Annotated in this window: 15 protein-coding genes, 1 tRNA gene and 3 rRNA genes; 7 read left to right on the top strand and 12 right to left on the bottom strand. The window is 63.3% G+C overall.

Annotated features, from left to right (window positions below):
- Nucleotides 1–2: 2 nt before the first annotated feature.
- Genes PF66_RS04110 through PF66_RS04100 form a run of 3 tightly spaced genes read right to left on the bottom strand, consistent with a single transcriptional unit; the run spans nt 3 to nt 4,197 of the window.
- Nucleotides 3–2,099, bottom strand: a complete 2,097-nt coding sequence (locus PF66_RS04110; protein ID WP_054061959.1) for an HlyD family efflux transporter periplasmic adaptor subunit — start codon at nt 2,097–2,099, stop codon at nt 3–5.
- Nucleotides 2,099–3,421 (bottom strand): efflux RND transporter periplasmic adaptor subunit, encoded by a 1,323-nt coding sequence (locus tag PF66_RS04105; RefSeq protein WP_054061958.1) that lies wholly within the window; start codon nt 3,419–3,421, stop codon nt 2,099–2,101. The genes PF66_RS04110 and PF66_RS04105 overlap by 1 nt, the downstream gene beginning before the upstream one ends.
- The gene (locus PF66_RS04100; RefSeq protein WP_054061285.1) at nt 3,418–4,197 is read right to left on the bottom strand and encodes an efflux RND transporter periplasmic adaptor subunit; all 780 of its coding nucleotides are present in this window, start codon (nt 4,195–4,197) and stop codon (nt 3,418–3,420) included. The genes PF66_RS04105 and PF66_RS04100 overlap by 4 nt, the downstream gene beginning before the upstream one ends.
- Nucleotides 4,198–4,409: 212 nt before the next feature.
- Between PF66_RS04100 and PF66_RS04095 the strand changes: the two genes are divergently transcribed.
- Together PF66_RS04095 and PF66_RS04090 are read left to right on the top strand one after the other, a co-directional pair.
- Nucleotides 4,410–6,584, top strand: a complete 2,175-nt coding sequence (locus tag PF66_RS04095; protein ID WP_054061957.1) for a hypothetical protein — start codon at nt 4,410–4,412, stop codon at nt 6,582–6,584.
- A gap of 6 nt (nt 6,585–6,590) precedes the next feature.
- Entirely contained in the window at nt 6,591–7,295 is a 705-nt protein-coding gene (locus tag PF66_RS04090; RefSeq protein ID WP_054061956.1) for a DUF3142 domain-containing protein, read from the top strand.
- 137 nt (nt 7,296–7,432) lie between these two features.
- Here the strand turns inward: PF66_RS04090 and PF66_RS04085 are convergent, their stop codons facing one another.
- Genes PF66_RS04085 through PF66_RS04070 form a run of 4 tightly spaced genes read right to left on the bottom strand, consistent with a single transcriptional unit; the run spans nt 7,433 to nt 11,137 of the window.
- Nucleotides 7,433–8,299: an ABC transporter permease gene (locus tag PF66_RS04085; protein ID WP_054061288.1), complete on the bottom strand. Its 867-nt coding sequence runs from the start codon at nt 8,297–8,299 to the stop codon at nt 7,433–7,435.
- An 18-nt stretch (nt 8,300–8,317) separates the two neighbouring features.
- Entirely contained in the window at nt 8,318–9,172 is an 855-nt protein-coding gene (locus PF66_RS04080; protein ID WP_054061955.1) for an ABC transporter ATP-binding protein, read from the bottom strand.
- Nucleotides 9,173–9,177: 5 nt separating this feature from the next.
- Nucleotides 9,178–10,215 (bottom strand): ABC transporter substrate-binding protein, encoded by a 1,038-nt coding sequence (locus PF66_RS04075; RefSeq protein ID WP_054061290.1) that lies wholly within the window; start codon nt 10,213–10,215, stop codon nt 9,178–9,180.
- 25 nt (nt 10,216–10,240) lie between these two features.
- Entirely contained in the window at nt 10,241–11,137 is an 897-nt protein-coding gene (locus PF66_RS04070; RefSeq protein ID WP_054061954.1) for a TauD/TfdA dioxygenase family protein, read from the bottom strand.
- Nucleotides 11,138–11,574: 437 nt separating this feature from the next.
- On the opposite strand from PF66_RS04070, the gene PF66_RS04065 reads away from it, so the two are divergent.
- The 5 genes from PF66_RS04065 (at nt 11,575) to PF66_RS04050 (ending at nt 17,987) form a co-directional block, all read left to right on the top strand.
- Nucleotides 11,575–12,258: a GntR family transcriptional regulator gene (locus tag PF66_RS04065; protein ID WP_054061953.1), complete on the top strand. Its 684-nt coding sequence runs from the start codon at nt 11,575–11,577 to the stop codon at nt 12,256–12,258.
- A 695-nt stretch (nt 12,259–12,953) separates the two neighbouring features.
- Nucleotides 12,954–13,130 carry a DUF3050 domain-containing protein gene (locus tag PF66_RS31790; protein ID WP_239688152.1) on the top strand — a complete coding sequence of 59 codons (177 nt, stop codon included), beginning with the start codon at nt 12,954–12,956 and terminating at the stop codon, nt 13,128–13,130.
- Nucleotides 13,127–14,074 (top strand): diiron oxygenase, encoded by a 948-nt coding sequence (locus PF66_RS04060; protein WP_054061293.1) that lies wholly within the window; start codon nt 13,127–13,129, stop codon nt 14,072–14,074. The genes PF66_RS31790 and PF66_RS04060 overlap by 4 nt, the downstream gene beginning before the upstream one ends.
- On the top strand, nt 14,071–17,490 hold the full coding sequence (locus PF66_RS04055) for an amino acid adenylation domain-containing protein (protein ID WP_054061952.1): 3,420 nt from the start codon (nt 14,071–14,073) through the stop codon (nt 17,488–17,490). Before PF66_RS04060 ends, PF66_RS04055 begins: the two co-directional genes overlap by 4 nt.
- 29 nt (nt 17,491–17,519) lie before the next feature.
- Nucleotides 17,520–17,987 (top strand): SRPBCC family protein, encoded by a 468-nt coding sequence (locus tag PF66_RS04050; RefSeq protein ID WP_054057380.1) that lies wholly within the window; start codon nt 17,520–17,522, stop codon nt 17,985–17,987.
- Nucleotides 17,988–18,080: 93 nt separating this feature from the next.
- Here PF66_RS04050 and PF66_RS04045 read toward each other — a convergent pair whose 3' ends face one another.
- The 5 genes from PF66_RS04045 to PF66_RS04025 all read right to left on the bottom strand — a co-directional run bounded on the left by PF66_RS04045 (nt 18,081) and on the right by PF66_RS04025 (nt 23,984).
- Nucleotides 18,081–19,961 carry a methyl-accepting chemotaxis protein gene (locus PF66_RS04045; protein ID WP_054061951.1) on the bottom strand — a complete coding sequence of 627 codons (1,881 nt, stop codon included), beginning with the start codon at nt 19,959–19,961 and terminating at the stop codon, nt 18,081–18,083.
- A 316-nt stretch (nt 19,962–20,277) separates the two neighbouring features.
- Nucleotides 20,278–20,393, bottom strand: a 5S ribosomal RNA gene (gene rrf / locus PF66_RS04040).
- A gap of 109 nt (nt 20,394–20,502) precedes the next feature.
- A 5S ribosomal RNA gene (gene rrf, locus PF66_RS04035) occupies nt 20,503–20,618 on the bottom strand.
- A 149-nt stretch (nt 20,619–20,767) separates the two neighbouring features.
- A 23S ribosomal RNA gene (locus PF66_RS04030) occupies nt 20,768–23,658 on the bottom strand.
- Nucleotides 23,659–23,908: 250 nt separating this feature from the next.
- Nucleotides 23,909–23,984: transfer RNA gene (locus tag PF66_RS04025), tRNA-Ala, on the bottom strand.

The raw sequence follows: 23,984 nt of genomic DNA, 5'->3' as shown, positions 1-23,984 counted from the left end.
GGTCAAAAACCGCTTTCACGCACGCCCAGCGCCGCCATCCGGCGCCAGGCGATGCCCAGCAGCGACTCGCTGCGTCCCTGCAACACCGCCACGCCGCGCAGCGGATGACTGGGTGTCGGCACCTCTTCGAGCAGCTTCAGCCGCGCGCCGTACTGCGCCTGCACCGGCTCCGGCCGGCGGTTCTCGTCACGGCGCACGGCAATCGGCCCGTGGTGGTCGGACGTCAGCGCCTCCTGGTCGATGACGGACACACCGTTGGCATCGACATCCAGCAGTTCCACCGGCCAGGCCGGGCGCATCGGGTCATCGGCGACGAAACGACCGCTCGCACCGGGCGCGACCCGCCACAGGTCCTCCTCGGCCAGATAGCCGCGCAGGCGCGTGCCGTCCTCGACGATCCGCGCCAGCGGCTCGCGGCTCGAAACCCAGCGTCCGGCACGCAACTGCGGCATCAGGTCACGCACCTGGCCGGCCTGGGGTGCCCGCAACAGCAGGCGTTCACGCCGGGCCTGCAGGCCACGGTACTCGGCCACCGATTCGGCCAGCCGCTGTTCGAGAATGCCGACATCCGCCGCGGTTTCGCTGCGACCGGCCTGGCGCCGCAGCTGCAATTGCAGGATATCGATCTCGCGCCGGACGATGATCGAGCGCGATTCGATATCCGGCGACTCCAGTTCCACCAGCACTGCGCCCTGCTCGACCCGCTGGCCATCCTCCACATTGACCTGGCGGACCCGCGCCGCCACCGGCGCATGCAACGCCGTGACCCGCCCGGCCTCGAGCATCGCCGGCACTTCCACGCTGCTGCGCCAGGGAACCGCCACCAGCAACAGCAGGCCCAGCAGGCCCAGGCCGCTGAGCAGTACCCGCGGGGTGTGCGCCTGTTCGCGGCGTGCCCACCATTCGCGGGTCTCCTTGAAGATCGGCAGGAAGATGAACCAGCCCAGCTCCACCAGCATCAGGAAGATACCCAGCAACTTGAAGAACAGGTGATAGACCGCCAGGGCGATCCCGAAAAACAGCGCCGCCCGCCACAGCCAGGACATGAAGCCCCAGCCCAGCAGCCGCCGGCGCATGCTGGCCGACCAGGGCTCGGGGGCCGGCTCGCCGTAGCCGAACAGCGCCTCGCGCAAGCGCCAGCGACACAGGGCGAAGGCCCGGCCCTGGAGGTTGTCGACCTCCCAGAAATCGCTGAGCAGAAAATAGCCATCGAAGCGCATGAACGGGTTGAGGTTGACCGCCAGGGTCGTCAGCCAGGTGGCACTGGCGAGCATGAACGCCGCCGTGCGCGCCGCGCCGTCCGGCAGCAGCGACCAGGCCAGCAGGGCGATGCAGGCCAGCAGCATTTCCGCCAGCACCCCACCGGCGCCGATCAGCAGCCGTGCCTTGCGGTCGTTGACCCGCCAGGCATCGCTGACGTCGGTATAGAACAGCGGCAGCAGCACCATGAACGCCACGCCCATGCTCTGCACCCGGCAGCCGGCGCGCTTGGCCATGAAGGCATGGCCGAATTCGTGACAGAGCTTGGCGAAGAACAGCGCCACGCCAAAGGCCATCGCCCCGCCCAGGCTGAACAGGTGGGGAAAGGTCGCGAGAAAGCGCTCCCAGTCCCGCGAGACCAGGAACACCCCGAGGCCCAGGGTCAGCGGCAGCCCGTAGCGCAGCAACCGCGGGCCGAAACGCGCCAGCCATGGCCAGGCGCGGTTGAGAAAGGCATCCGGACGCCACAGCGGAATACGGAAGAACAGGTACTGGTGCAGCGCCATCTGCCACAGGCTCTGGCGCGAGGCGGCGGCCTTCCAGGCGTAGCTGGCGCGCTGTTGCGGATCGAGTGCGGCGATCAGGTCGTGGCTGCGCAGGAAGACCAGCATCTGTTCCAGTTCCGGCTCGCCCAACGGCAGACCCGGTTCGTCGTTCGCCGCCTGCAGCACCCGCGCCGGGTCACCCAGCGACCAGTGCCGCAGCAGGCGAATGGCCTGGGCGCCCAGCTTGAAATAGCGACCGCGCACCGGATCGGCCAGGGTCCAGCGTGGCGAGCCGTCGAGGGCCGCCGAGGCGGGTGTGAGTTGCAGGTCCGCGCGCAGGCTGGGCAGGTTCATTACAGGCCGACGCTCTGGCGCAGCCCGGCCAGCGGCCGGCGCAGCAGGTACAGGGCCAGCGGTGCGCGCTGGCCGAAGATTTTCGCGGTGCCGCGCAGGCCGATACGCGGTGGCGGCGAGTCGCTGAAGCTGGCGTCCAGGCGATAGGCCAACTGGCCGGCCGGCGTGGTCTGCGCCTCATAGGCCACCCGCTCGAGCCTGGCCGAATGGCGCTGCAGCGGATCGCTGTCGAGGAACAGCGCCACTTCGGCGTCCGGTTCCAGGGCGATGGCGTCACCCACCGCCAGTTCGATGCGCAATTCGGCCTGGCTCGGGTCGGCCAGTTCCATCAGGCGCTCACCGGTCTGCACCGGCTTGCCGGTCCAACGCTCGGCATCGGCGAAGACCGCGATGCCGTCGCGCTCGGCGCGCACCTCGCTGCGCTTGAGCAGTTCGGCGGCGTAGTCACGCTCGGCGCGCTTCTGCTCGACCCGGGCCGCCAGCAGGTCGAGTTTCGCACTCGATTCGGCATCGGCGAAGGCCCGCTGGGCGTTGGCCTTCAATTCGGCCTCGGCCACCCCGAGTGCCCGCTGGGCCACATCGGCCTGGGCCTTGAGGGTGGTGCTTTCGAAACGGACCAGCAAATCGCCGGTCTTCACCGTCTGGTTGGGCTTGACCAGGAACTCGGCGACCACCCCGTCCAGCGGCGCCGCCACCACCCGCCCGGCCAGCGGCACGACCTCGGCCGGCGCCAGTACCGACTGGCGCACCGGAATCAGCAGGCTCAGCAGCGCCAGGGCCAGCAGCAGCACCTGGCGCTTGCGGGTCAGGCGCAGCCGCCACGGCCGACGCGGCTGCAGGGCCAGCCAGGCATGGCTGTAGGTGTCGCCCAGTTGTGCCAGCAACACCTGTTCGGAAGGGCTCCAGGGATTGTCGCGGGCCAGCCACAGGCCGCCGAACACCTCGCCCTTGTGGTCCAGCAGCGGCAGCCAGAACACCTGCGACGCCGACAGGCTCTGCCAGTCTTCGACCACCGACGCACTGAAAGCCTCCATCGGTACCACGGTGGCGGGCTTGGCCCGTTCCAGCTTGAACAGTTGCGCCACGGCGTGTTCGACGAAGGCTACGAACGGCGCATTCGGCTCCACCGCGCTGACCCCGGTCACCGCGCGCACCTTGCCGGCGATCAGCAGCGCGGCATGGCGAAAGCCGAACAGCGCCTGGCCGTCATTGACCAGGCTGTAGGCCAACTGCTCGGTGGTGCGGGCGGCCCGGGTCAGCCGCTCCAGGTCGAGGAACTGGGCAAAGACCCGCTCCACCGCTCCCGCCACCGGTGCGTTCATTTCAGCTCCGCGAAATGCGCCGTGCCGCTCATGCCCGCCAGCAGGCCTTCGGCCTTGGGCAGGCTGGCCACCAGCAGCAGGGTCTGGCTGCCTTCGTCGATCCGCGCGCCGAGGCGCTTGATGGTGGCGGTCAGCGGCTGGCCGGTTTCATCCGGGACGAAGCTGAAGGTCTGTCCGGGCTTGAGCTTGCCCATCCAGCGCGACGGCACCAGCAGGTGGATTTCCAGGGTGCGGTTGTCGACGATCTCCAGCATTGGCGAGCCGACCGAGACACTTTCGTAGCGCTGGACCTTGCGCTGCACGATCTGGCCGTCATAGGGCGCGATCACGCTGCAACGCTTGACCTGAACCTGATAGACCTGGGCCTGGGCCTGGGTTTCGGCGACCTTGGCCTCGGCCCGGGCCACCTCGAAACGACCGACCGAATTGAGCGAGGCGAGCTGGCGGTTGTGGGCCAGTTCCTCGTTGGCACCGCGGCCGGCGGCCTGGGCCGCATTGAGCTGGGCCTGGTAGGCCGAGCAGTCGAAACGCGCCAGGGTATCGCCCTGCTTGAAGGCTTCGCCTTCGCTGAACGGCAGCTCGACGATGCGCCCGGACAACTCGCTGGCGAGCATTGCCTGGTCCCGCGCGCGCAACACGCCACGGGCCTCGCTGGCGGCGGTCGCATGGGCCGCCGGTGCGGCCGTGTCCAACAGCGGGTCGGTCTCGGCAGCCTGGGCCTGAGCCACGTACGCCACACAGGACAACCCGAAAACCACACCCCAAAAACGCTGCATAACAGTGACTCCTTGTCGGACAATCGCGAGTCTACGGTAGCCAGGGTGAGCGTCAAGCAAATTGCCAGTATGGAGCCCCGGTTCACCGATGTGCGGCAGGTCACAGCCTGCGTTGCCTGGCCCCGTACAAGCATAGGTGTACATCCCGGGCTTCGGTATGATGAGCACCCTCCCGGCCTCGGCGCCGCACGTTTACGGATTAAGGACAATTCATGCGTATCGCTCTTCTGACATCCCTGGCGCTGGGCGTCGCCTTCTCGTCCCAGGCCCAGGCGAGCTCCGATGATTTCTGCTATCCACGCTGGTCGATGATGCAGTACGGCCTGGACCGTTGCAGCAACCTGGCCTTCCTCGCCCCCGGTAACGACAGCCGGGTCAACCTGCGCCTGCTGCTGGCGGACCAGGGCAAGCTGCCGCTGGCACCCAACGAACTGAGCGAAGACGACCTCGCCGAAGGCTACGGCCCGGTGCCGTTCGCCAACACCCGGCTGCAATCGAGTGTGCCGGACGCCAGCGGCGAGGTGAGCAACGCCGAAAGCGTCGAGCTGGACGAGACCCTGGAAAAGCTCGGCATCAAGCGCGGCGACGAGGCACCGGCCGGCGACGCCTTCCTTTCCGGCGAAGGCAGCCGCTGCCGCAGCAACTCGGAGGAAAGCACCAGCGCCTTCATCGAGGCCCTGCTCGGCACTGGCGAGCTGTCCGAAACCGAACGTCAGGCCCTGGCCCGCTCGCGGGTCCAGATGCTCACCGCCTGCAACTGGGACCCGGCACAGCAGGCGGCGTTGCTGCCCACCGATGTGCAGTCCGCGCCAGGCCAGGCGTTCGTCGCCTACCTGCGGGCCGCCAGCGACTTCTACAGCGGCCGGTTCAGCGAGGCCGCCAGCGGTTTCGCCAGCCTGGCGCAGAACAGCCAGCCCTGGCTGAAGGAAACCGCGCACTACATGCAGGCGCGTACCGCCCTGAACATCGCCCAGCAGAACAGCTTCGATGCCGAGGGCATGCCGACCGACAAGGAGGCCGACCCGGCGCAGTTGAAGCAGGCCGAGGACGGCTTCAATGCCTACCTCAAGGCTTATCCACAGGGCGCCTACGCCACTTCCGCCCGCGGCCTGTTGCGCCGGGTCTACTGGCTGGCGGGTGACAGCGACAAGCAGGCGGCCGAATACCTCTGGCAATTCAGCCTGCCCGAAGACGCCCCGCGCAACGTTTCCTCGGACAGCCTGGTGCAGGAAATCGACAGCAAGCTGGTGTTCGGCGTCGGCGAAATCAAGGACCCGCTGTTCCAGGCCGTCAACGACCTGATGGCGATGCGCACGACGGGCGACTACGAAACCAGGAAACAGCTGACACTGGAAACCCTGCAGGCCCACAAATCGATCTTCGCGGCCCAGCCGGCGCTGCATGACTACCTGCTGGCGGTGTTCCACCTGTATGTCGAGAAAAACCCGGAAGCGGCGCTCAAGAGTCTGCCCGGCGAGATCCCGTCGAAACTCGACTACTTCGCCTTCAGCCAGCAGGTGCTGCGCGGTCTGGCGCTGGAGGCCAGGCAGGACTGGCCGGCGGCCGAGAACCTCTGGCTGCAATTGCTGGCCCAGGCGAAGCAGCCGTTGCAACGTGAACAACTGGAACTGGCGCTGGCCAACCACTACGAGCGCAGCCAGCAGGTGGCCAAGGTGTTCGCCGCCGACTCGCCGATCAAGACCGCCCAGGTGCGCGCCATCCTGCTGCGCCACGTGGCCGATGCCGAACTGCTGCGCCAGCAGGTCAAGCAGGGCGCGGATGCCAGCGAACGCGACAGCGCGCTGTTCGTGCTGCTGTACAAGGACCTGCGCCTGGGTCACTACCAGGACTTCAGCGAAGACCTGAAGCAACTGCCCGCCGAACCGGCCGACACCAAGCTGGGCAGCAGCCTGGGCTACGTCTACAGCGGTGGCCAGTCGCTGAAGCTGTTCCGCTGGAATGGCGCCAAGGCCGAATCCGGCTACGTGTGCCCAACCATCGCCGAGACCGTTGCCAGCCTGCAGGCCGATGCCAAGGCACCGGCGGCGCTGAACTGCCTGGGCGAATTCATCCTGCGCAACGGCCTGGACGGCATGCCGCTGGACAGCCAGCGCAACAAGGACGAACTGGGCGGCACCCCATCGCTGTTCAAGGGCCCGCTGTACTCGCGCCTCGACGGCTACCAACTGGTCCTGGCCGATGCCAAGGCCTCGCGCACGGACAAGGCCTACGCGCTATTCCGGGCCATCAACTGCTACGCCCCGGCCGGCTACAACAGCTGCGGCGGCAAGGAGGTCGAGCCGGCGCAACGCAAGGCCTGGTTCAAGCAGTTGAAGGGCAGCTACGCCGACACCCAGTGGGGCAAGTCGCTGCAGTACTACTGGTAAGTGTCGATGGGCCGTGGGTGCTGGCTGCTGCTGGCCGCCTGGCTGAGTGCCGGCCAGGCGCTGGCGGCGGTCGATGCGCGTGAGCATGATGCGTTCTGGCTGTGGAGCGGGGTCGCGCCACAGCCGGTGCTGGCCCAGGCGCGCAGCCTGTACGTGCTGCAAGGGCAGATCAGCCAGTCACGCCAACAGGGTGTCCGTTTCATCGCCCAGGGCATCGCGATTCCGCGCCTGACCCGGGGCGAGGTCTGGGTGGTCTATCGCGCCCACACCCTGCGCTGGCCGGAATCGGTCTATCGCCAGTTGCTCGGCCAAGTGAAACGCTGGCAGCAGGCGGGCAACCCGGTGGTGGGCATCCAGATCGACTTCGATGCCCGCACCCGCTACCTCGACGAGTACGCCGACTTCCTGCGCGACCTGCGCAAGCGGCTGCCGACTGATTTGCACCTGAGCATCACCGGGCTGATGGACTGGAGCAGCAACGCCGACCCGACGGCCATCGCCCAGTTGCGGGGGGTGGTGGATGAAGTGGTGGTACAGACCTACCAGGGCCGCCGCAGCATTCCCGACTATGCCGCATACCTGCCGCAGATGAACCGGCTGGGGTTGCCGTTCAAGGTCGGCCTGATCCAGGGTGGGGAGTGGCAGGAGCCCGGGTACCTGAAGGGCAGCGAGTGGTTTCGCGGGTATGTGGTGTTTTTGCAGAACCCTTGAGTCAGGCGGTGCCTGGGCCTATGCCTTCGCGGGCAAGCCCGGCTCCTAAAGGGCCGCGTCGAACACAGAGGTTATGTACCACATGATTCTGTAGGAGCCGGGCTTGCCCGCGAAGGCTTCAGATCGAACCACACCGCTTAGCGCTGCATGCCCCAGCGCTTCACCGTCACCCGCTCCAGGCTGTCGAACACCAGGTTCTCCACCAAAAGGCCTATCAGGATCACCACCGCCAACCCGGCGAACACCTTGTCGGTGTACAGCTCGTTGCGGTTCTGGAAGATATACCAGCCCAGCCCGCCCTTGCCGCTGGTGGCACCGAACACCAGTTCCGCCGCGATCAGGGTGCGCCAGGCGAATGCCCAGCCGATCTTCAACCCGGCGAGGATCGACGGCAGCGCCGCCGGGATCAGGATGAACAGCACGAAGCGCAGGCCCCTGAGGCCATAGTTGCGCCCGGCCATGCGCAGGGTCTCCGACACGCCGAGAAAGCCGGCGTAGGTATTGAGCGCCAGCGCCCAGAGCACCGAGTGCACCAGCACGAAGATCAGGCTGTTCTGCCCCAACCCGAACCACAGCAGCGCCAGCGGCAACAGGGCGATGGCCGGCAGCGGGTTGAACATCGAGGTCAGGGTGCCGAGCAGGTCGCGGCCGAAGCGGCTCGACACCGCCAGGGTGGTCAGGCCGAACGCCAGCACCACGCCCAGCACATAGCCCTTGAGCAGCACCTGCAGGGAAATCCATACCTTGCCCAGCAGCTCGCCACTGAGCAGGCCGTCGTACAGGGCACTGGCGGTCTGCAGGAAGGTTGGCAGGAGCAAGTCGTTGTCCTGGTAACGCGCCACCGCCTCCCAGAGTACCGCCAGCAGCACCAGGATCAGGCTCTTGCGCAGCCAGCCCTGTTGCCACAGCCGTTGCGCCAGCGACAGTTCGCGCTCCAGCGGCACTTCGAGCAGCGGCTCCAGGATGACTTCATATTCTTCACGCACGGGGGATGAAAGACTCATCGGCAACTCTCCAGCCGCTCAATAGGCAATGCGGATATCGGCAAAATCCAGTTCGGTTTCGGCCTGCGGGGTTTCGTCGAACAGCAGCCGATGGATGCGCCGCGCCGAGGCCTGGAAGTCCGCACCGCCCAGGCTGTGCAGGTCGTACTGATGGCTGTGGATCTGCGCCCGCACCCGCCCCGGATGGGGCGACAGCAGCAGGATACGGTTACCCACCACCAGCGCCTCTTCGATCGAGTGGGTGACGAACAACAGGGTGAAACGCACCTCTTCCCAGAGTTGCAGCAGCTCTTCCTGCATCTTGCGCCGGGTCAGGGCGTCGAGGGCGGCGAACGGTTCGTCCATCAGCAGGATTTTCGGCTGCATCGCCAGGGCGCGGGCGATCGACACCCGGGCCTTCATGCCGCCGGACAGGGTGTGCGGATAGGCTTCGGCAAAGGCCGCCAGGCCGACCTTCTCCAGATAGTGCAGGGCGCGCTCCTCGGCCTCGCGGCGCTTGAGGGTGCCGGAGGCGAGCAGCGGGAACATGACGTTCTGCTTGACCGTCTTCCACGGCGGCAACTGGTCGAACTCCTGGAACACCACGATACGGTCCGGGCCCGGCTCGGTGACCACCTGGCCCTGCAGGCGGATTTCGCCCTCACAGGGCCGGATGAACCCGGCCGCCGCCTTGAGCAGGGTCGACTTGCCGCAGCCCGAGGGCCCGAGCAGGACGAAGCGGTCCTGCTGGTCGACTTCGAAACTGACCCGGTGCGTGGCCCGCACCACCCGCTGCGGGGCGCGGTACTCCAGGCTGACCTGGTCGACCGCCAGCAACGCGGGGGTGGTAGCGGTCGGTTTGCTGGCCGTGTGGCCTTGCAAGGGGGCATTCATGACGGTCAGCTCCCCTGCAGCGGCTTGGCGTCCTGGAAGAAGTAGTCCTTCCACGACTCGGGTTTGTGTTTGATGGCGCCCACGCGATAGAGGAATTCGGCCAGCGGGTAGGTGTTCTTCGGCGTCACGGTGAATTCGAACTGCGGGTTGTCGATGATCTTGAGCAACGCCGCCCGGTCGATCTTGGCCTTGGTCACCCGCAGGTAGGTGTCCGCCGCCGCGCCCTTGTCCTTCTGGGCGAAATCGGCGGCCTCGGCCAGGGCTTCGACGAAGGCCTTATAGGTCTTGGGGTTGTCGTTGCGGAATTTCTCGGTGGCGAACAGCACGGTCGGCGAGTTCGGCCCGAACAGGTCGTAGCTGTTGAGCACCACGTGGACGTTGGGGTTCTCCAGTGCCTGCTCCTGGAACGGCGGGTTGGAGAAGTGCCCGGTCAGTTCGGTGCCGCCGGCCAGCAGGGCCGCGGTGGCGTCCGGGTGCGGGACGGCGACGGTGTACTTGTCCAGGCGGTTGAATTCCTTGTCGCCCCACAGCTTGGCCGCCGCGTACTGCAGGTAGCGCGACTGCACCGAGACGCCCACCGCCGGCAGGGCGATGCGGTCCTGTTCGGTGAAGTCGGCAATGGTCTTGACCTTGGGGTTGTTGCTCACCAGGTAATAGGGGAAGTTGCCCAGCGACGCCACGGCCTTGACGTTCTGTCGGCCGTAGGTGCGGTCCCAGATGGTCAGCAGCGGGCCGACGCCAGCGCCGGCGATGTCCACCGAACCGGAGAGCAGCGCGTCGTTGATCGCCGAGCCGCCGGACAGCTGGGTCCAGTCCACCTTGATGTCGATGCCTTCGGCCTTGCCGTGCTTCTCGATCAGGTGCTGGTCGCGAACCACGTTGAGCAGCAGGTAGACGATGCCGAACTGTTCGGCGATGCGGATCTCGCCTTCGGCGTGAGCGCTGGCCGGTGCCAGCAGGCTACCGGCCAGCAGGCTGAGGCTCAGGCCGAGGGTGGTGGTGAGGCGGCCGAGTTTCGGCAGCAGCGCAAAGGGTGCAGGCATGACGATGCTCCTTCAAGCGATCAGGTCAGAATGGGGCATCGCCCTGGATGGTGGTGCGGTAGAGCTTGCGGCGCAGATGGTTCGGGCAGCCGGCAGCCAGATGAATCAGCGAGCGGTTGTCCCAGAACACCAGGTCGTGGGGCTGCCACTGATGGCGGTAGATGTTTTCCGGGAGCACGCTGTGGGCGTAAAGCTCGGCGAGAATCTGCCGGCTCTCGTCGTCCGGCAGGCCGACGATGCGGGTGGTGAAACCTTCGCTGACGAACAGCGCCTTGCGGCCGGTCTCCGGGTGGGTGCGGACGATCGGGTGCACCACCTCGGCGACCTGGGCCAGTTGTTCCGGAGTCAGGGTCGGGCGCCAGTTGCCCTCGAATTTGCTCTCGCTGTAGCGCGCGGTATACGAATGTGCCGCCGAGCGGCCTTCGACCGCCTTGCGCAGCCCTTCGGGCAGGCTGTCCCATGCCTTGTGCTGGTCGGCGAACAGGGTGTCGCCACCTTCGGCCGGCAACTCCTGGGCATGCAGCATCGAACCGAGGCTCGGCAGTTCCTTGTAGGAAAGATCCGAGTGCCAGAACTTGCCGGCATCGCCCAGACCGATGTTCTGACCGTTCTCGACGATGTTGGAGACAATCAGGATCTCCGGGTGCCCGGCCAGCAGGAATTGCTTGAGTACATGGATCTGCAACACGCCGAAACGACGACTGAAGGCGATCTGCTGCTCGGGGCTGATACGCTGGTCACGAAACACCAGCACATGGTGATCCAGGTGCGCACGGTGGATGCGGGCGAAGTCCTCTTCGTTGACCGGCTGACGCAGGTCCAGGCCGATGATTTCGGCGCCTGTCGCGCCGACGAAAGGGCGGATCTCGAAGGATTGGGACGCCGCCACCGGCGCCGGGGAAACCGCAGAAACCAAAGACATGTATTCACTCCCACGCAGAGCACGCCCGACAGCGCGCCTCGATCAGAAACTCACGGTGGTCCCGTGTTGGTTCAGTTCGTGCGGCGCACCGATTGGTCGGTGGGTACGCAGTGGGACGACAATATAGTCATAAGAGAAATAATTTAAATATCATTTGGGAATATGCATAGGACACTGGCGGACTTCGATCCGGGGCAACGCCCGACGGTGTGCAAAATGCCTCGCCGCTGCAAAGTAAAACGTACTTACAAAATGACGGAGACCTACACTTATCAGGGAAACGATTGATAGTTCCGCAGGCTTTGCTGGAAGAAAATGGCACCTTGCAATTATCGCTGTGGAAGGACCCCGGCAGCGGTTTGACCAGCGTCCGGGTGACGGCAGGCATTGCGTCGAATTCGATTTCAGCTGCCCATCGAGCAGCAGGTGGTCTGAACGTGGCAAAAAAACCGAACCCTCTGGGCAGCATCCTCGTCAGCGGCCCGATTCCCGCCTACCTCGCCCGGGCGGTGATCGAGGAAACCTTGCGCGGCGCCATTCTCGACGGGCGATTGCCCTGCGGCACGGCCTTGCGCCAACAGGAACTGGCCACGCTGTTCGGCGTCAGTCGCATGCCGGTCCGCGAGGCGTTGCGCCAACTCGAGGCGCAGTCGCTGCTGCATGTCGTACAGTACAAGGGCGCGGTGGTGGCGCCGCTGATCGACGATACCTCGACGGAAAACTACGACCTGCGCATCCTGCTGGAGTCCCAGGCCCTGCGCCTGTCGGTGCCACTGCTCAGCGCAGAAGACCTGGAGCGCAGTGCCGCATATGTCGACGAACTGGAAGCGCAGACCGACTACACCCACGTGGGGCGGCTCAATCGCCTGTTCCACATGAGCCTCTATTGCAGGGCACCCAACCAAAAGCTGCTGGCGCTGATCGAACAGGGCCTGGTGGAGGAGGAACGCTTCCTGCGCTTCAATCTGTCGGCCATGGGCCTGGGGAAACTCTCCCAGGACGATCACCGGGAACTGCTCCAGGCGGCCCGTGCCGGCCAGGTCGATGCCTGCGTGGCGCATCTGCAACAGCACTTGCGACGAGGCATCGAAGTCATCCAGCGCTACCTTGGCAAGTCCTGATCCGCCCGCCGGCGCACGGGTGCCGGCCAGTCGCGGCATCGCCCCGAGCGCTCTCATGAGGCCTGCCCCGCGTCACCCTGGCTGACGCGGGATGACCAGGCCCGGTCGAGGCGTCGGACGTGCTGCGCCTCCTCAGGCGATAGCCGAGCCGCGCATTTGGGCACACCCTTGCCAATCGACGCGGTACGAACCCGCCACGCGATACCCGGATAGGAGACTCACCAGAAGGAGCTTTGCCACAGGCCGCAAGGCACGGAGCAAGCGTGTCCCGGCCCTGCCGACCCAAACCATCGTTCAACCGTTTGAAGAGTGGCCCGAGTGAGGCATTCACTCATTGTTTTAATTCTGCCGGTTATTGGGCGGAAAAGGCACTCTTACGCCCAATAAAACAAAATTGAATTGTTTTATAAGCACCGCTCATTCCTTATAAAAGTGGAAACTTCAATAAACTTAAAAACAACTTGATCGAAACTTGTCTTGTGTACTAGGTTTGAATAACCGGAAACACGCACCCCAGCCCTGCCCTCGCAGCGCTGTGGCGCATGGCTCAGACCGGTCATCCATGCTGCTGCCTCAGGCCTCTCGACTTTCAATTACCGGTTGAGGCCTTCGTTCGCCTGTTATTCAGCCCATGGCAGCAATGTATGGAATCGGCTGTTTATCGCCATCCAACTTACCAACCACCAAGGTGGCCAATGAATATTTATGAAAAACGCCTCGAATATGAACAGGCACAATTACTTGAGCATCCTGTTTTCAGTGAAGTCGATTCACTGAAACGACTTATGCGCTTCATGGAAAGCCATGTCTTCGCGGTGTGGGACGCCGTGCTCCTGAAACTGCGGGCCGAGCCCATCGGAGTCGCCTCATGAACGCCGCCGACTACAGCGCCTTCGTCGAGGCCTGGGAAAACCGCGCCAGCATCCGTACCCGTCCGCGGCGCCTGCTGGAGGACGATGACCGGCTGATCTACCCGCTCAGCCGCCAACCCCTGGCCAACAGTGGCACCCTGCTCGCCCACTGCCCCGAGCAGCGCGACTTCGTGCTGACCCAGAGCCTCTACAAGTTCATCAACGATGTGGTGATTTTCGAGACCGAGATCGTCGACCGTACCGCACGGCGCATTGCCAAGGACCGCTTCCCGATCCGCTTCCCGCTGGCCTGCCGCTATGCCGCCATGACGGTGGTGGTGGATGAGGATTACCACGCCCTGGCGGCAATGGACTTCATGCAGCAGACCATCGCCCTCACCGGCATCCAGCCGCTGGCGATGCCCGGCGAGATCGAGCTGAGCCGCGCGATACCGGCAGCCCTGGGCATGGCGCCGGAACACTTGCGCGGCGCCGTCGAGCTGATCTGCGTGGCGATGGCGGAAAACACCGTGACCAACGATGTTGCAGCCTTCGCCCAGGAGGGGTCGGTCAAGGCTTCGGTCAAGGGGCTGATGGCCGACCACCTGCTCGACGAAGGCCGTCATGCCGGGTTCTGGACCCGCCTGGTACGGCTTTACTGGCAGGGTGCGAGCGAGGCGGATCGTGAAGCGCTCGCCGAGATCCTGCCGGTGTTCATCGTCCATTACCTGACCAACGACCTGCAGAAAGCCTTCGACTTCACTGTCATCGAACACCTGCCGGTCGGCGAGCCGATCCGCCAGGCCCTCAGGAGCGAAGCCGCCAGCCTGGCCTACCCGCTCAATCGGCATCACCCGCTGGTGATCAATATCGTGCGCTTCCTGCGCAACAGTTCGCTGCTGGACTCTGCCTGCGTGCAGGAGACGCTGGGTGACTATCTGCTCCAGCCCGGGAGCGCGTCATGAGACGCCTCGACATCCTCCTGGTCGGGCACAGCCAGGTGCTGGATGACCTGAAGAGGGAGTTGGAGCAGCAGGGTCATGTGATCCGGCACCAGAGCGGCGACGCAAGCCAGCCTTGGGCTGCCGACCTGCTGATCGAGGATGGCAGCCAGCCGCTGCCGGTGGCGGGCGGCAACGCGCCACGGCTTGGCTTGCGCCTGGAGTACGGCCCGCCGGCGCCCGGCCCGCTGCCGGCGCTGGCCCTGCGCTGCTGGCAGGACGGACGGCTGATCCGGCGCCAGCCGCTAGCCCGGGACGACAGCGGCAATGGCCAGGTCCTGCGGCTGGCAGCAAGTCGTGAGCTGGTGGAACTGGGTGCGCTGCTGGTCAGCCGTTTCGCCCGTGAGCGTGGCTATTTTCTTGAAGTCCCCTCCATCACCCCACCGCCCGGTGGCGTCGAGCATCCGCTGTCGGCCCTGGAGTCACTGGCCTTCGAACACCGCCTCAACCACACGGCCCGGCCCGAACTGCTGGCCCTGGCAGCCGTGCCGGTGATCCAGCGGATCGAAGACAGTCTGCGGCGGTTCGCCGAACGTCCGGCCCTGAATGTGGCCGGCGCGGTGACCCGTTACCGCCAGTTGCATGCCCACGGCCTGGCGATCCAGGAGCGCCTGCTGGCGGCCCTCGCCCGACTGGATAGCCGTGAGGAGCCCGCCGTGATCGGCCTGTGCCTGGCGAAGACACCGGCCTTCTACGCCAGCCTGCTGGCCATTCTCGGCTGTGGCGCGGTCTACCTGCCCCTGGACCCGAATCAGCCACTGCAGCGCCAGCAGTTCATCCTGGCGGACGCCGGGGCCGCCCTGCTGCTGCATGATGGCCGGCACCCGATGGGTGATCGCCTGCCCTCGCTGGATGTCACCACCGTGCGTAGCGACGACGGCTCATTGGGCGCGTCCCTGGTACGCCATGCCCTCACCGCGCAAATGCCGTGTCTGGCGCTCTATACCTCGGGCACCACCGGCCAGCCCAAGGGCATCCTGCTCAGCCAGGCCAACCTCGCCCATTTCTGCGCGTGGTATGCCGATTACGTGGAACTCGAAGCCCGGCACCGGGTGCTGCAGTTCTCGACACCGGGCTTCGATGCGTCACTGATCGATATCTTCCCCAGCCTGATCCAGGGCGCCGAACTGGTGGTCGCCAGCGAGGATCAGCGACGCGACCCCGCACAGCTCGCCCGACTGATCCGCGGGCAACGGATCAGCCATGCCTTCCTGCCGCCGATGCTGCTCGGCCTCCTGCCGCTGGAGCCGCCGCTGGGCCTGAGCCATCTGCTGACCGGCGGTGATGTCTGCGAGCCGTGGATCATCGAACGCCTCGCCGGGCAGACGAATTTCCATAACCTCTACGGCCCTGCCGAGGCGACGGTGCTGATCACCGCGCGGCAGTGGCGCACCGACACCGGCCACCGCAGCCTGGGTGGACCGATCGCCAACAGCCAGGTGTTCATTCTCGATGAATGCGGCCAGCCGGTGGTCGAGCAGACGGTCGGCGAACTGCATATCGTCGGGCCAGGTGTCAGCCTGGGGTACCTGAACGCTGCGGACCGGAGCGCCGGGAGCTTCATCGAACTGCGCCCCGGCGGCGGCCCGGCACTGCGGGCGTATCGTACCGGCGACCTGGCCAGGTGGACCGCCGAGGGGATCGAGTTCTGCGGGCGTCGGGACCACCAGGTGAAGATCCGCGGCTTTCGGGTCGAGCCCCAGGAAATCGAGCGCTGCCTGCGCGACAGCCGCTTGTACCGCCAGGTGGCGGTGGTCATCGACAGCCGTCGGCAGGTCCTCGCCTACCTGGCCCAGCCGACCAGTGCCGACCGCCACCGCGAAGCCCTCAGGCAGTATGTCGAGCGCTGCCTGCCGGACTACATGCACCCGGCCGCCTATGTCGAGCTGACAGCGTTGCCGATGGCCGCCAATGGCAAGGTCGACCGCCGGGCGCTGCTGGCCTTGCCGGTCCGGCTGGGTGGCAGTCCAGGCCTGCGGCAGCCGGCCAATGCCGACGAGGCCTGGTTGCAGGCGCTTTGGGCCAGGCTGCTGGGATTGCCGGCCGAGGGGATCGCCACCGATGAAAGTTTCTTCAACCTGGGCGGGCATTCGATCCTGCTGTCGAAGATGCTGCTAGGCATTCGCGCCCGTTACGGGCATGGCATCTCCATCAACCGCTTCATCGAGGAGCCGACCCTGTGTCGGCTGGCGGTGCTGGTCAGGGGCGAGTCGGCCGCTGGGGCATTGAGCCCGCGGATACGGGTCGATGCCGAACGCGGGCTGGACTGGCAGGCGTTGCCGGCGCAGCGTGCCGGTGACCGCGGCAAGGTGCTGCTGACCGGTGCCAACAGCTTCGTCGGCGTGCACCTCGTCGAGGCCCTGCTGGCGGCGGGCGTCAGCGAGATCGCCTGCCTGGTCCGCGACAGCGCCAGCGAGCCGGCCGCCGCGCGTTTTGCCCGGGCCCTGCGCGACAACCGTCTGGGGCACCTGAACCTGGAGCGTGTGCGGGTCTACCCTGCGGATATCCGCCAGCCGCACCTGGGGCTGGCCGACGATGTGTACGAACGCATCGACCGCGAGTTCGGGGTACTGATCCACAACGCCGCCCACGTCAATCACGTGCTCGACTACGAGGCGCTGGCACCCGACAACGTCGCTCCGCTGTTCGAGTGCCTGCGCCTGTGCGAGGGGCGCAGCAAGAAGATCTTCAACTTCATCTCCAGTCTGTCCGCCTGCAGCCGGGTCAGCGACCAGGGCCGGGTGCTGGAACAACCGCCGGCCGAGACGCCGCCGATCTACATCCGCAATGGCTACAACCTGTCCAAGTGGGTCGGCGAACGGATTGCCCAGCGGGCTCGCGAGCAAGGCGCGTGGGTCAATCTCTTCCGTCCCGGCAATATCGCCTTCAACAGTCGCAACGGCGTCTGCCAGCCGCACCGCAATCGCCTGCTGCTGATGCTCAAGGGCTCACTGCAACTGGGCCAGGTGCCGGCCCTGGCGCTCAATTTCGACCTGATGCCGGTGGACTTCCTCGCCCGCTTCATTGCCGCCCACAGCCGACGCCTGCCGGACAGCACCGGGGTCTTCAACCTGCACAACCCGCAACCGCTGAGCTGGAACGACTACGTCGCGGCGTTCCGCGAGGCCGGGTACGCGTTCCGGCTGGTCAGCGTCGCCGACTGGCAGCGGCAACTGCAGCGGGTCGAGCGCGATAACGCGCTGTTCGAGGTGCTGGGTTTCTACCTCAACGGTTTCGAAGAAGACATCGGCGACATCTCGACGATCGAGCACAGCCAGGCCGAGGCCGGCGTGCGGCGCATGGGGGCGACCTATCCGGTCAAGAGTGCGGCGCTGCTGCGCAAGGGCTGCGACTACCTCAGGCAGATCCGATTCATCTGATTCACCACAACCACCTGGAGCACATCATGATGCACTCCCTGCAACCCGATACCCTGATCCGCAACCCTCGAGGCGAGGCCGTGACGTCCACGGTCGAGCTCCCCACCAACGCCGCCAGCGCCTGGGCCATGGTCGGCGACTTTGCCGGCTTCGCCGTGTTCGTCACGGCGCTTTCGCATATCGAGATGATTGGCGAAGGCGTGGGCGCGCTGCGCAAGAAGTCGTTCAAGGACGGCCATGTGGTGGTCGAACAGCTCAACAGCCGTGACGAACAGGCGATGCGCATGACCTGGACCACGCTCTACAACACGCTTGGGGTTGGCCAACTGTGGGCGATGATGAGCGTCGAACCGTTGGCGCAGGAGCGCTGCCGGGCGACCTGGACCATCATCGCCGAACCGGCGGCGGCCAGCGCCCAGGGGACGCCGGGGTTTCGGCGTTTCATCCAGGAGTTCGCCGATGAGGCGATGGGAAATGTGCGGGCGTTGTTGAGCTGAGGACGCTGGTGTTCCTGTTCGCGGGCAAGCCCGCGAACAGCTTTTTACTGACGCCGCCCCTACCCTTTCGCAGGAGCGGACTGTCGGCCGGAATCAGATCTTGAAGCTGTCCACCAACTGCTTCAGGCGACCCGCCTGCTGTGCCAGCGCATCGCAGTCCTTCAACGTCTCGTTGAGGTTGGCCACGCCCTGCTGGTTGAGCAGGTTGATCTGGGTGATGTCGAGGTTGAGAGCCTCGACCACCGCCGTCTGCTCTTCGGTCGCGGCCGCCACCGACTGGTTCATGCCATCGATCTCGCCGATCCGCTGGGTCACGCTGATCAGTCGCGCACCGGCCTGGTTGGCGACTTCGACGCTCTCCTCGCTGGAGGCCTGGCTGGCATTCATGGTGGTCACCGCCTCGCGGGAGCCGACCTGCAACGAGGTGATCATCTTGTGGATCTCCTCCGCCGATTCCTGGGTACGGTGCGCCAGGTTGCGCACTTCGTCGGCGACCACGGCAAAACCCCGTCCGGCCTCACCGGCACGGGCTGCTTCAATGGCGGCGTTGAGGGCCAGCAGGTTGGTCTGCTGGGAAATGCCCTTGATCACGTCGAGGATGTGCCCGATGTTGTCGGTGCTGGCGTTCAGGGTCTCGATCTGGGTGCAGGACAGGCTGATTTTCTGCGACAGCTCGGTCATCGACTGGATGGTGCGTTCCACCACTTGGCGGCCATCGTCGGCCTGCTCGCTCGCACCGCTGGCGTGCTGCGAGGCATCGGCGGCATTGCGGGCGATTTCCTGCGTGGCCGCACCCAACTGGTTGATGGCGGCGGCGACACTGTTGGTCCGCGCGCTTTGTTCATCGGAGCCGATGATCGAGGCGTTCGAGGAGTTCATCACCCGCTGGGACAGGTCGTGTACGTGGCGCGTGGCCGAGGACACTTCGGCGATCGAGGCATGAATCCGCTCGACGAACTGGTTGAAGGAGCCGGCCAATTCGCCGAACTCGTCCTTGTGAACGATGTGCAGGCGACGGGTCAGATCCCCCTCACCCTGGGCGATATCCTGCATGGCCCGGCCCATAGTGGTCAGCGGACGCATCAGCACCTGGATGAGCAGGCTCAGCAATACCGCGATGGCGGCCACCGCGATGAACATCGCGATCAGTGCCGAAGTGCGGAACTTGCTCAGTGGCGCGTAGGCCTTGTCCTTGTCGATGGACAGGCCGATGTACCAGTCAGCCGACGGCAGGCCCACCACCGGGGTGAACGACAGGATGCGTTCCTGGCCGTTCAGGGTGACCTCCTGGATGCCCTTGGCGATACGAAGGGCCGAACCCGGGTAGATGTCCTTGAGGTTCTTCATCACCTGGTCCTTGTCGGGGCTGACGATCACCTGACCGTCACCGCTGACCAGGAAGGCGTGGCCGATCCCGCCGAAGTCCACCGAGTTGATGATCTTCACCAGGGTTTCCAGGCTCAGATCGCCGCCGACCACACCCAGCAGTTGCCCGCTGCCTTTGACCGGCATGGCGATGGTCACCACCAGCCCGCCGACCGAGGCCATGTAGGGCGGGGTGAGCATGGTCTTGTCGGCCGCTACGGCGGCCTTGTACCAGGGACGCTGACGTGGATCGTAGCCGTCCGGCATCTTCGCGTCGGGACGCTGGGTGAAGGTGCCGTCGGTCTGGCCGACGTAGGTGAACTGGAAGTTCGAGGTGAAGGCCGGTTGGTCCACCAGGCCTGGGTAATCGGCCTTGCTGCCCTGGTGCGCGATGTTCTGCGCGAGGTTTTCCAGCACCAGGATCCGCCCGCTCAGCCAGTTCTGCACACTGCTGGCGGTAAGGTCGCCCGCTTGCTCGACCGATGATTCGAGGTTCTGCCCGATGGTGCTGCGTTGCAGGTAATCGTTGTAGAGGGTGAACAGCGCAAAGGCCAGAACCACGACACCGGAAGCGGCCAGCAGGATTTTATGGCTGAATTTAAGATTCATTTCACGGAACTTCTCATGCCGAAGATTGGGGGTGCGTACACGATGCGACAGTCCCTTCAGTAGCGCAGATGACCGTCCATGGGTGCTCTACTTTGGTGCACGCACGGCTCTTCCTCTTGTCGGCATCATCGGCAGAAAACTTAATGGCCTTATCGCAAATGTCGCGGTTCGCCGACGAGAGGGCAGATAGCCCGTGCTGATTCGTGCTCCCAGGTCAGGGGGAAAATACGGGGGTGAGACGGACGGTGTCCAGAGAGAGTAGCCGGAAAAAACAAAACCCCTACCTGCCTGCGCAGATAGGGGTTTCGGAATTCAATCTTGACGATGACCTACTCTCACATGGGGAAACCCCACACTACCATCGGCGATGCATCGTTTCACTTCTGAGTTCGGGATGGGATCAGGTGGTTCCAATGCTCTATGGTCGTCAAGAAATTCTGTGGCCGGTTCGTCGCTCGTGCAACGCCCCAGCAAAATGAGGAACTTCTACAAAAAGACAAAACCCCTACCTGCCTGCGCAGATAGGGGTTTTGGAATTTAATCTTGACGATGACCTACTCTCACATGGGGAAACCCCACACTACCATCGGCGATGCATCGTTTCACTTCTGAGTTCGGGATGGGATCAGGTGGTTCCAATGCTCTATGGTCGTCAAGAAATTCGGTAGCCGGCTCGTTGCCTGGGCAACGCTCCAGCGAATCGGGTATGTGACAGTCTTTGGTGCTTTGTGCGTGGCAAACTTTCGGTTCACTTCGTCTTCATACACCGCAATCTGCTCATTCGACGCAAATTGCTTGGGTGTTATATGGTCAAGCCTCACGGGCAATTAGTATGGGTTAGCTCAACGCCTCACAGCGCTTACACACCCCACCTATCAACGTCGTAGTCTTCGACGGCCCTTCAGGGAACTCAAGGTTCCAGTGAGATCTCATCTTGAGGCAAGTTTCCCGCTTAGATGCTTTCAGCGGTTATCTTTTCCGAACATAGCTACCCGGCAATGCCACTGGCGTGACAACCGGAACACCAGAGGTTCGTCCACTCCGGTCCTCTCGTACTAGGAGCAGCCCCTCTCAAATCTCAAACGTCCACGGCAGATAGGGACCGAACTGTCTCACGACGTTCTAAACCCAGCTCGCGTACCACTTTAAATGGCGAACAGCCATACCCTTGGGACCGGCTTCAGCCCCAGGATGTGATGAGCCGACATCGAGGTGCCAAACACCGCCGTCGATATGAACTCTTGGGCGGTATCAGCCTGTTATCCCCGGAGTACCTTTTATCCGTTGAGCGATGGCCCTTCCATACAGAACCACCGGATCACTAAGACCTACTTTCGTACCTGCTCGACGTGTCTGTCTCGCAGTCAAGCGCGCTTTTGCCTTTATACTCTGCGACCGATTTCCGACCGGTCTGAGCGCACCTTCGTACTCCTCCGTTACTCTTTAGGAGGAGACCGCCCCAGTCAAACTACCCACCATACACTGTCCTCGATCCGGATAACGGACCTGAGTTAGAACCTCAAAGTTGCCAGGGTGGTATTTCAAGAATGGCTCCACGCAAACTGGCGTTCACGCTTCAAAGCCTCCCACCTATCCTACACAAGCAAATTCAAAGTCCAGTGCAAAGCTATAGTAAAGGTTCACGGGGTCTTTCCGTCTAGCCGCGGATACACTGCATCTTCACAGCGATTTCAATTTCACTGAGTCTCGGGTGGAGACAGCGCCGCCATCGTTACGCCATTCGTGCAGGTCGGAACTTACCCGACAAGGAATTTCGCTACCTTAGGACCGTTATAGTTACGGCCGCCGTTTACCGGGGCTTCGATCAAGAGCTTCGCTTTCGCTAACCCCATCAATTAACCTTCCGGCACCGGGCAGGCGTCACACCCTATACGTCCACTTTCGTGTTTGCAGAGTGCTGTGTTTTTAATAAACAGTCGCAGCGGCCTGGTATCTTCGACCGGCATGGGCTTACGGAGCAAGTCCTTCACCCTCACCGGCGCACCTTCTCCCGAAGTTACGGTGCCATTTTGCCTAGTTCCTTCACCCGAGTTCTCTCAAGCGCCTTGGTATTCTCTACCTAACCACCTGTGTCGGTTTGGGGTACGGTTCCTGGTTATCTGAAGCTTAGAAGCTTTTCTTGGAAGCATGGCATCAACCACTTCGCGTCCTAAAGGACACTCGTCATCAGCTCTCGGCCTTAAGATCCCGGATTTACCTAAGATCTCAGCCTACCACCTTAAACTTGGACAACCAACGCCAAGCTGGCCTAGCCTTCTCCGTCCCTCCATCGCAATAACCAGAAGTACAGGAATATTAACCTGTTTTCCATCGACTACGCTTTTCAGCCTCGCCTTAGGGACCGACTAACCCTGCGTCGATTAACGTTGCGCAGGAAACCTTGGTCTTTCGGCGTGGGTGTTTTTCACACCCATTGTCGTTACTCATGTCAGCATTCGCACTTCTGATACCTCCAGCAAGCTTCTCAACTCACCTTCACAGGCTTACAGAACGCTCCTCTACCGCGTCACTTGCGTGACACCCGTAGCTTCGGTGCATGGTTTGAGCCCCGTTACATCTTCCGCGCAGGCCGACTCGACTAGTGAGCTATTACGCTTTCTTTAAAGGATGGCTGCTTCTAAGCCAACCTCCTAGCTGTCTAAGCCTTCCCACATCGTTTCCCACTTAACCATGACTTTGGGACCTTAGCTGACGGTCTGGGTTGTTTCCCTTTTCACGACGGACGTTAGCACCCGCCGTGTGTCTCCCACGCTCGGCACTTCCAGGTATTCGGAGTTTGCATCGGTTTGGTAAGTCGGGATGACCCCCTAGCCGAAACAGTGCTCTACCCCCTGGAGTGATACGTGAGGCGCTACCTAAATAGCTTTCGAGGAGAACCAGCTATCTCCGAGCTTGATTAGCCTTTCACTCCGATCCACAGGTCATCCGCTAACTTTTCAACGGTAGTCGGTTCGGTCCTCCAGTCAGTGTTACCTAACCTTCAACCTGCCCATGGATAGATCGCCCGGTTTCGGGTCTATACCCAGCGACTAAACGCCCTATTAAGACTCGCTTTCGCTACGCCTCCCCTATTCGGTTAAGCTCGCCACTGAATATAAGTCGCTGACCCATTATACAAAAGGTACGCAGTCACAGAACAAAGTCTGCTCCCACTGCTTGTACGCATACGGTTTCAGGATCTATTTCACTCCCCTCTCCGGGGTTCTTTTCGCCTTTCCCTCACGGTACTAGTTCACTATCGGTCAGTCAGTAGTATTTAGCCTTGGAGGATGGTCCCCCCATATTCAGACAAGGTTTCTCGTGCCCCGTCCTACTCGATTTCATGGCCAGGAGACTTTCGCGTACAGGGCTATCACCCACTATGGCCGCACTTTCCAGAGCGTTCCGCTAATCTCAAAGCCACTTAAGGGCTGGTCCCCGTTCGCTCGCCACTACTAAGGGAATCTCGGTTGATTTCTTTTCCTCAGGGTACTTAGATGTTTCAGTTCCCCTGGTTCGCCTCTTGCACCTATGTATTCAGTGCAAGATAACCAGCTTATGCTGGCTGGGTTCCCCCATTCAGAGATCTCCGGATCAAAGTCTGTTTGCCGACTCCCCGAAGCTTATCGCAGGCTACCACGTCTTTCATCGCCTCTGACTGCCAAGGCATCCACCGTATGCGCTTCTTCACTTGACCATATAACCCCAAGCAATCTGGTTATACTATGAAGACGACATTCGCCGAAAATTTGCCGCTCAATTAAGAGTACTCACAAATTTTACCTTAGCCTGAATCCGCACCAGTGAAAGTGCTTCATCAGTCTTCTTTCTATCACATACCCAAATTTTTAAAGAACGATTCTGATAAAGTTCAGAAATCAATATTCGTCATCGAATATTCATTTCTAAGCTCTACGATCTGGCCAACTGCATGGTGGAGCTGAATATGGTGGAGCCAAGCGGGATCGAACCGCTGACCTCCTGCGTGCAAGGCAGGCGCTCTCCCAGCTGAGCTATGGCCCC

Origin of the sequence: Pseudomonas asplenii, from assembly GCF_001293465.1 — a bacterium.
Classification (GTDB): domain Bacteria; phylum Pseudomonadota; class Gammaproteobacteria; order Pseudomonadales; family Pseudomonadaceae; genus Aquipseudomonas; species Aquipseudomonas fuscovaginae_B.
The sequence above is the reverse complement of the archived record's forward strand: the minus strand, read 5'-3'. Positions and strand labels throughout refer to the sequence as shown.

Coding starts and splice junctions, on each gene's coding strand:
- PF66_RS04055 (WP_054061952.1), top strand. CDS start 14,071: ATGAGACGCCTCGACATCCTCCTGGTCGGGCACAGCCAGGTGCTGGAT.
- PF66_RS04045 (WP_054061951.1), bottom strand. CDS start 19,961: ATGAATCTTAAATTCAGCCATAAAATCCTGCTGGCCGCTTCCGGTGTC.
- PF66_RS04085 (WP_054061288.1), bottom strand. CDS start 8,299: ATGAGTCTTTCATCCCCCGTGCGTGAAGAATATGAAGTCATCCTGGAG.
- PF66_RS04100 (WP_054061285.1), bottom strand. CDS start 4,197: ATGCAGCGTTTTTGGGGTGTGGTTTTCGGGTTGTCCTGTGTGGCGTAC.
- PF66_RS04075 (WP_054061290.1), bottom strand. CDS start 10,215: ATGCCTGCACCCTTTGCGCTGCTGCCGAAACTCGGCCGCCTCACCACC.
- PF66_RS04095 (WP_054061957.1), top strand. CDS start 4,410: ATGCGTATCGCTCTTCTGACATCCCTGGCGCTGGGCGTCGCCTTCTCG.
- PF66_RS04105 (WP_054061958.1), bottom strand. CDS start 3,421: ATGAACGCACCGGTGGCGGGAGCGGTGGAGCGGGTCTTTGCCCAGTTC.
- PF66_RS04080 (WP_054061955.1), bottom strand. CDS start 9,172: ATGAATGCCCCCTTGCAAGGCCACACGGCCAGCAAACCGACCGCTACC.
- PF66_RS31790 (WP_239688152.1), top strand. CDS start 12,954: ATGAATATTTATGAAAAACGCCTCGAATATGAACAGGCACAATTACTT.
- PF66_RS04070 (WP_054061954.1), bottom strand. CDS start 11,137: ATGTCTTTGGTTTCTGCGGTTTCCCCGGCGCCGGTGGCGGCGTCCCAA.
- PF66_RS04050 (WP_054057380.1), top strand. CDS start 17,520: ATGCACTCCCTGCAACCCGATACCCTGATCCGCAACCCTCGAGGCGAG.
- PF66_RS04060 (WP_054061293.1), top strand. CDS start 13,127: ATGAACGCCGCCGACTACAGCGCCTTCGTCGAGGCCTGGGAAAACCGC.
- PF66_RS04110 (WP_054061959.1), bottom strand. CDS start 2,099: ATGAACCTGCCCAGCCTGCGCGCGGACCTGCAACTCACACCCGCCTCG.
- PF66_RS04090 (WP_054061956.1), top strand. CDS start 6,591: ATGGGCCGTGGGTGCTGGCTGCTGCTGGCCGCCTGGCTGAGTGCCGGC.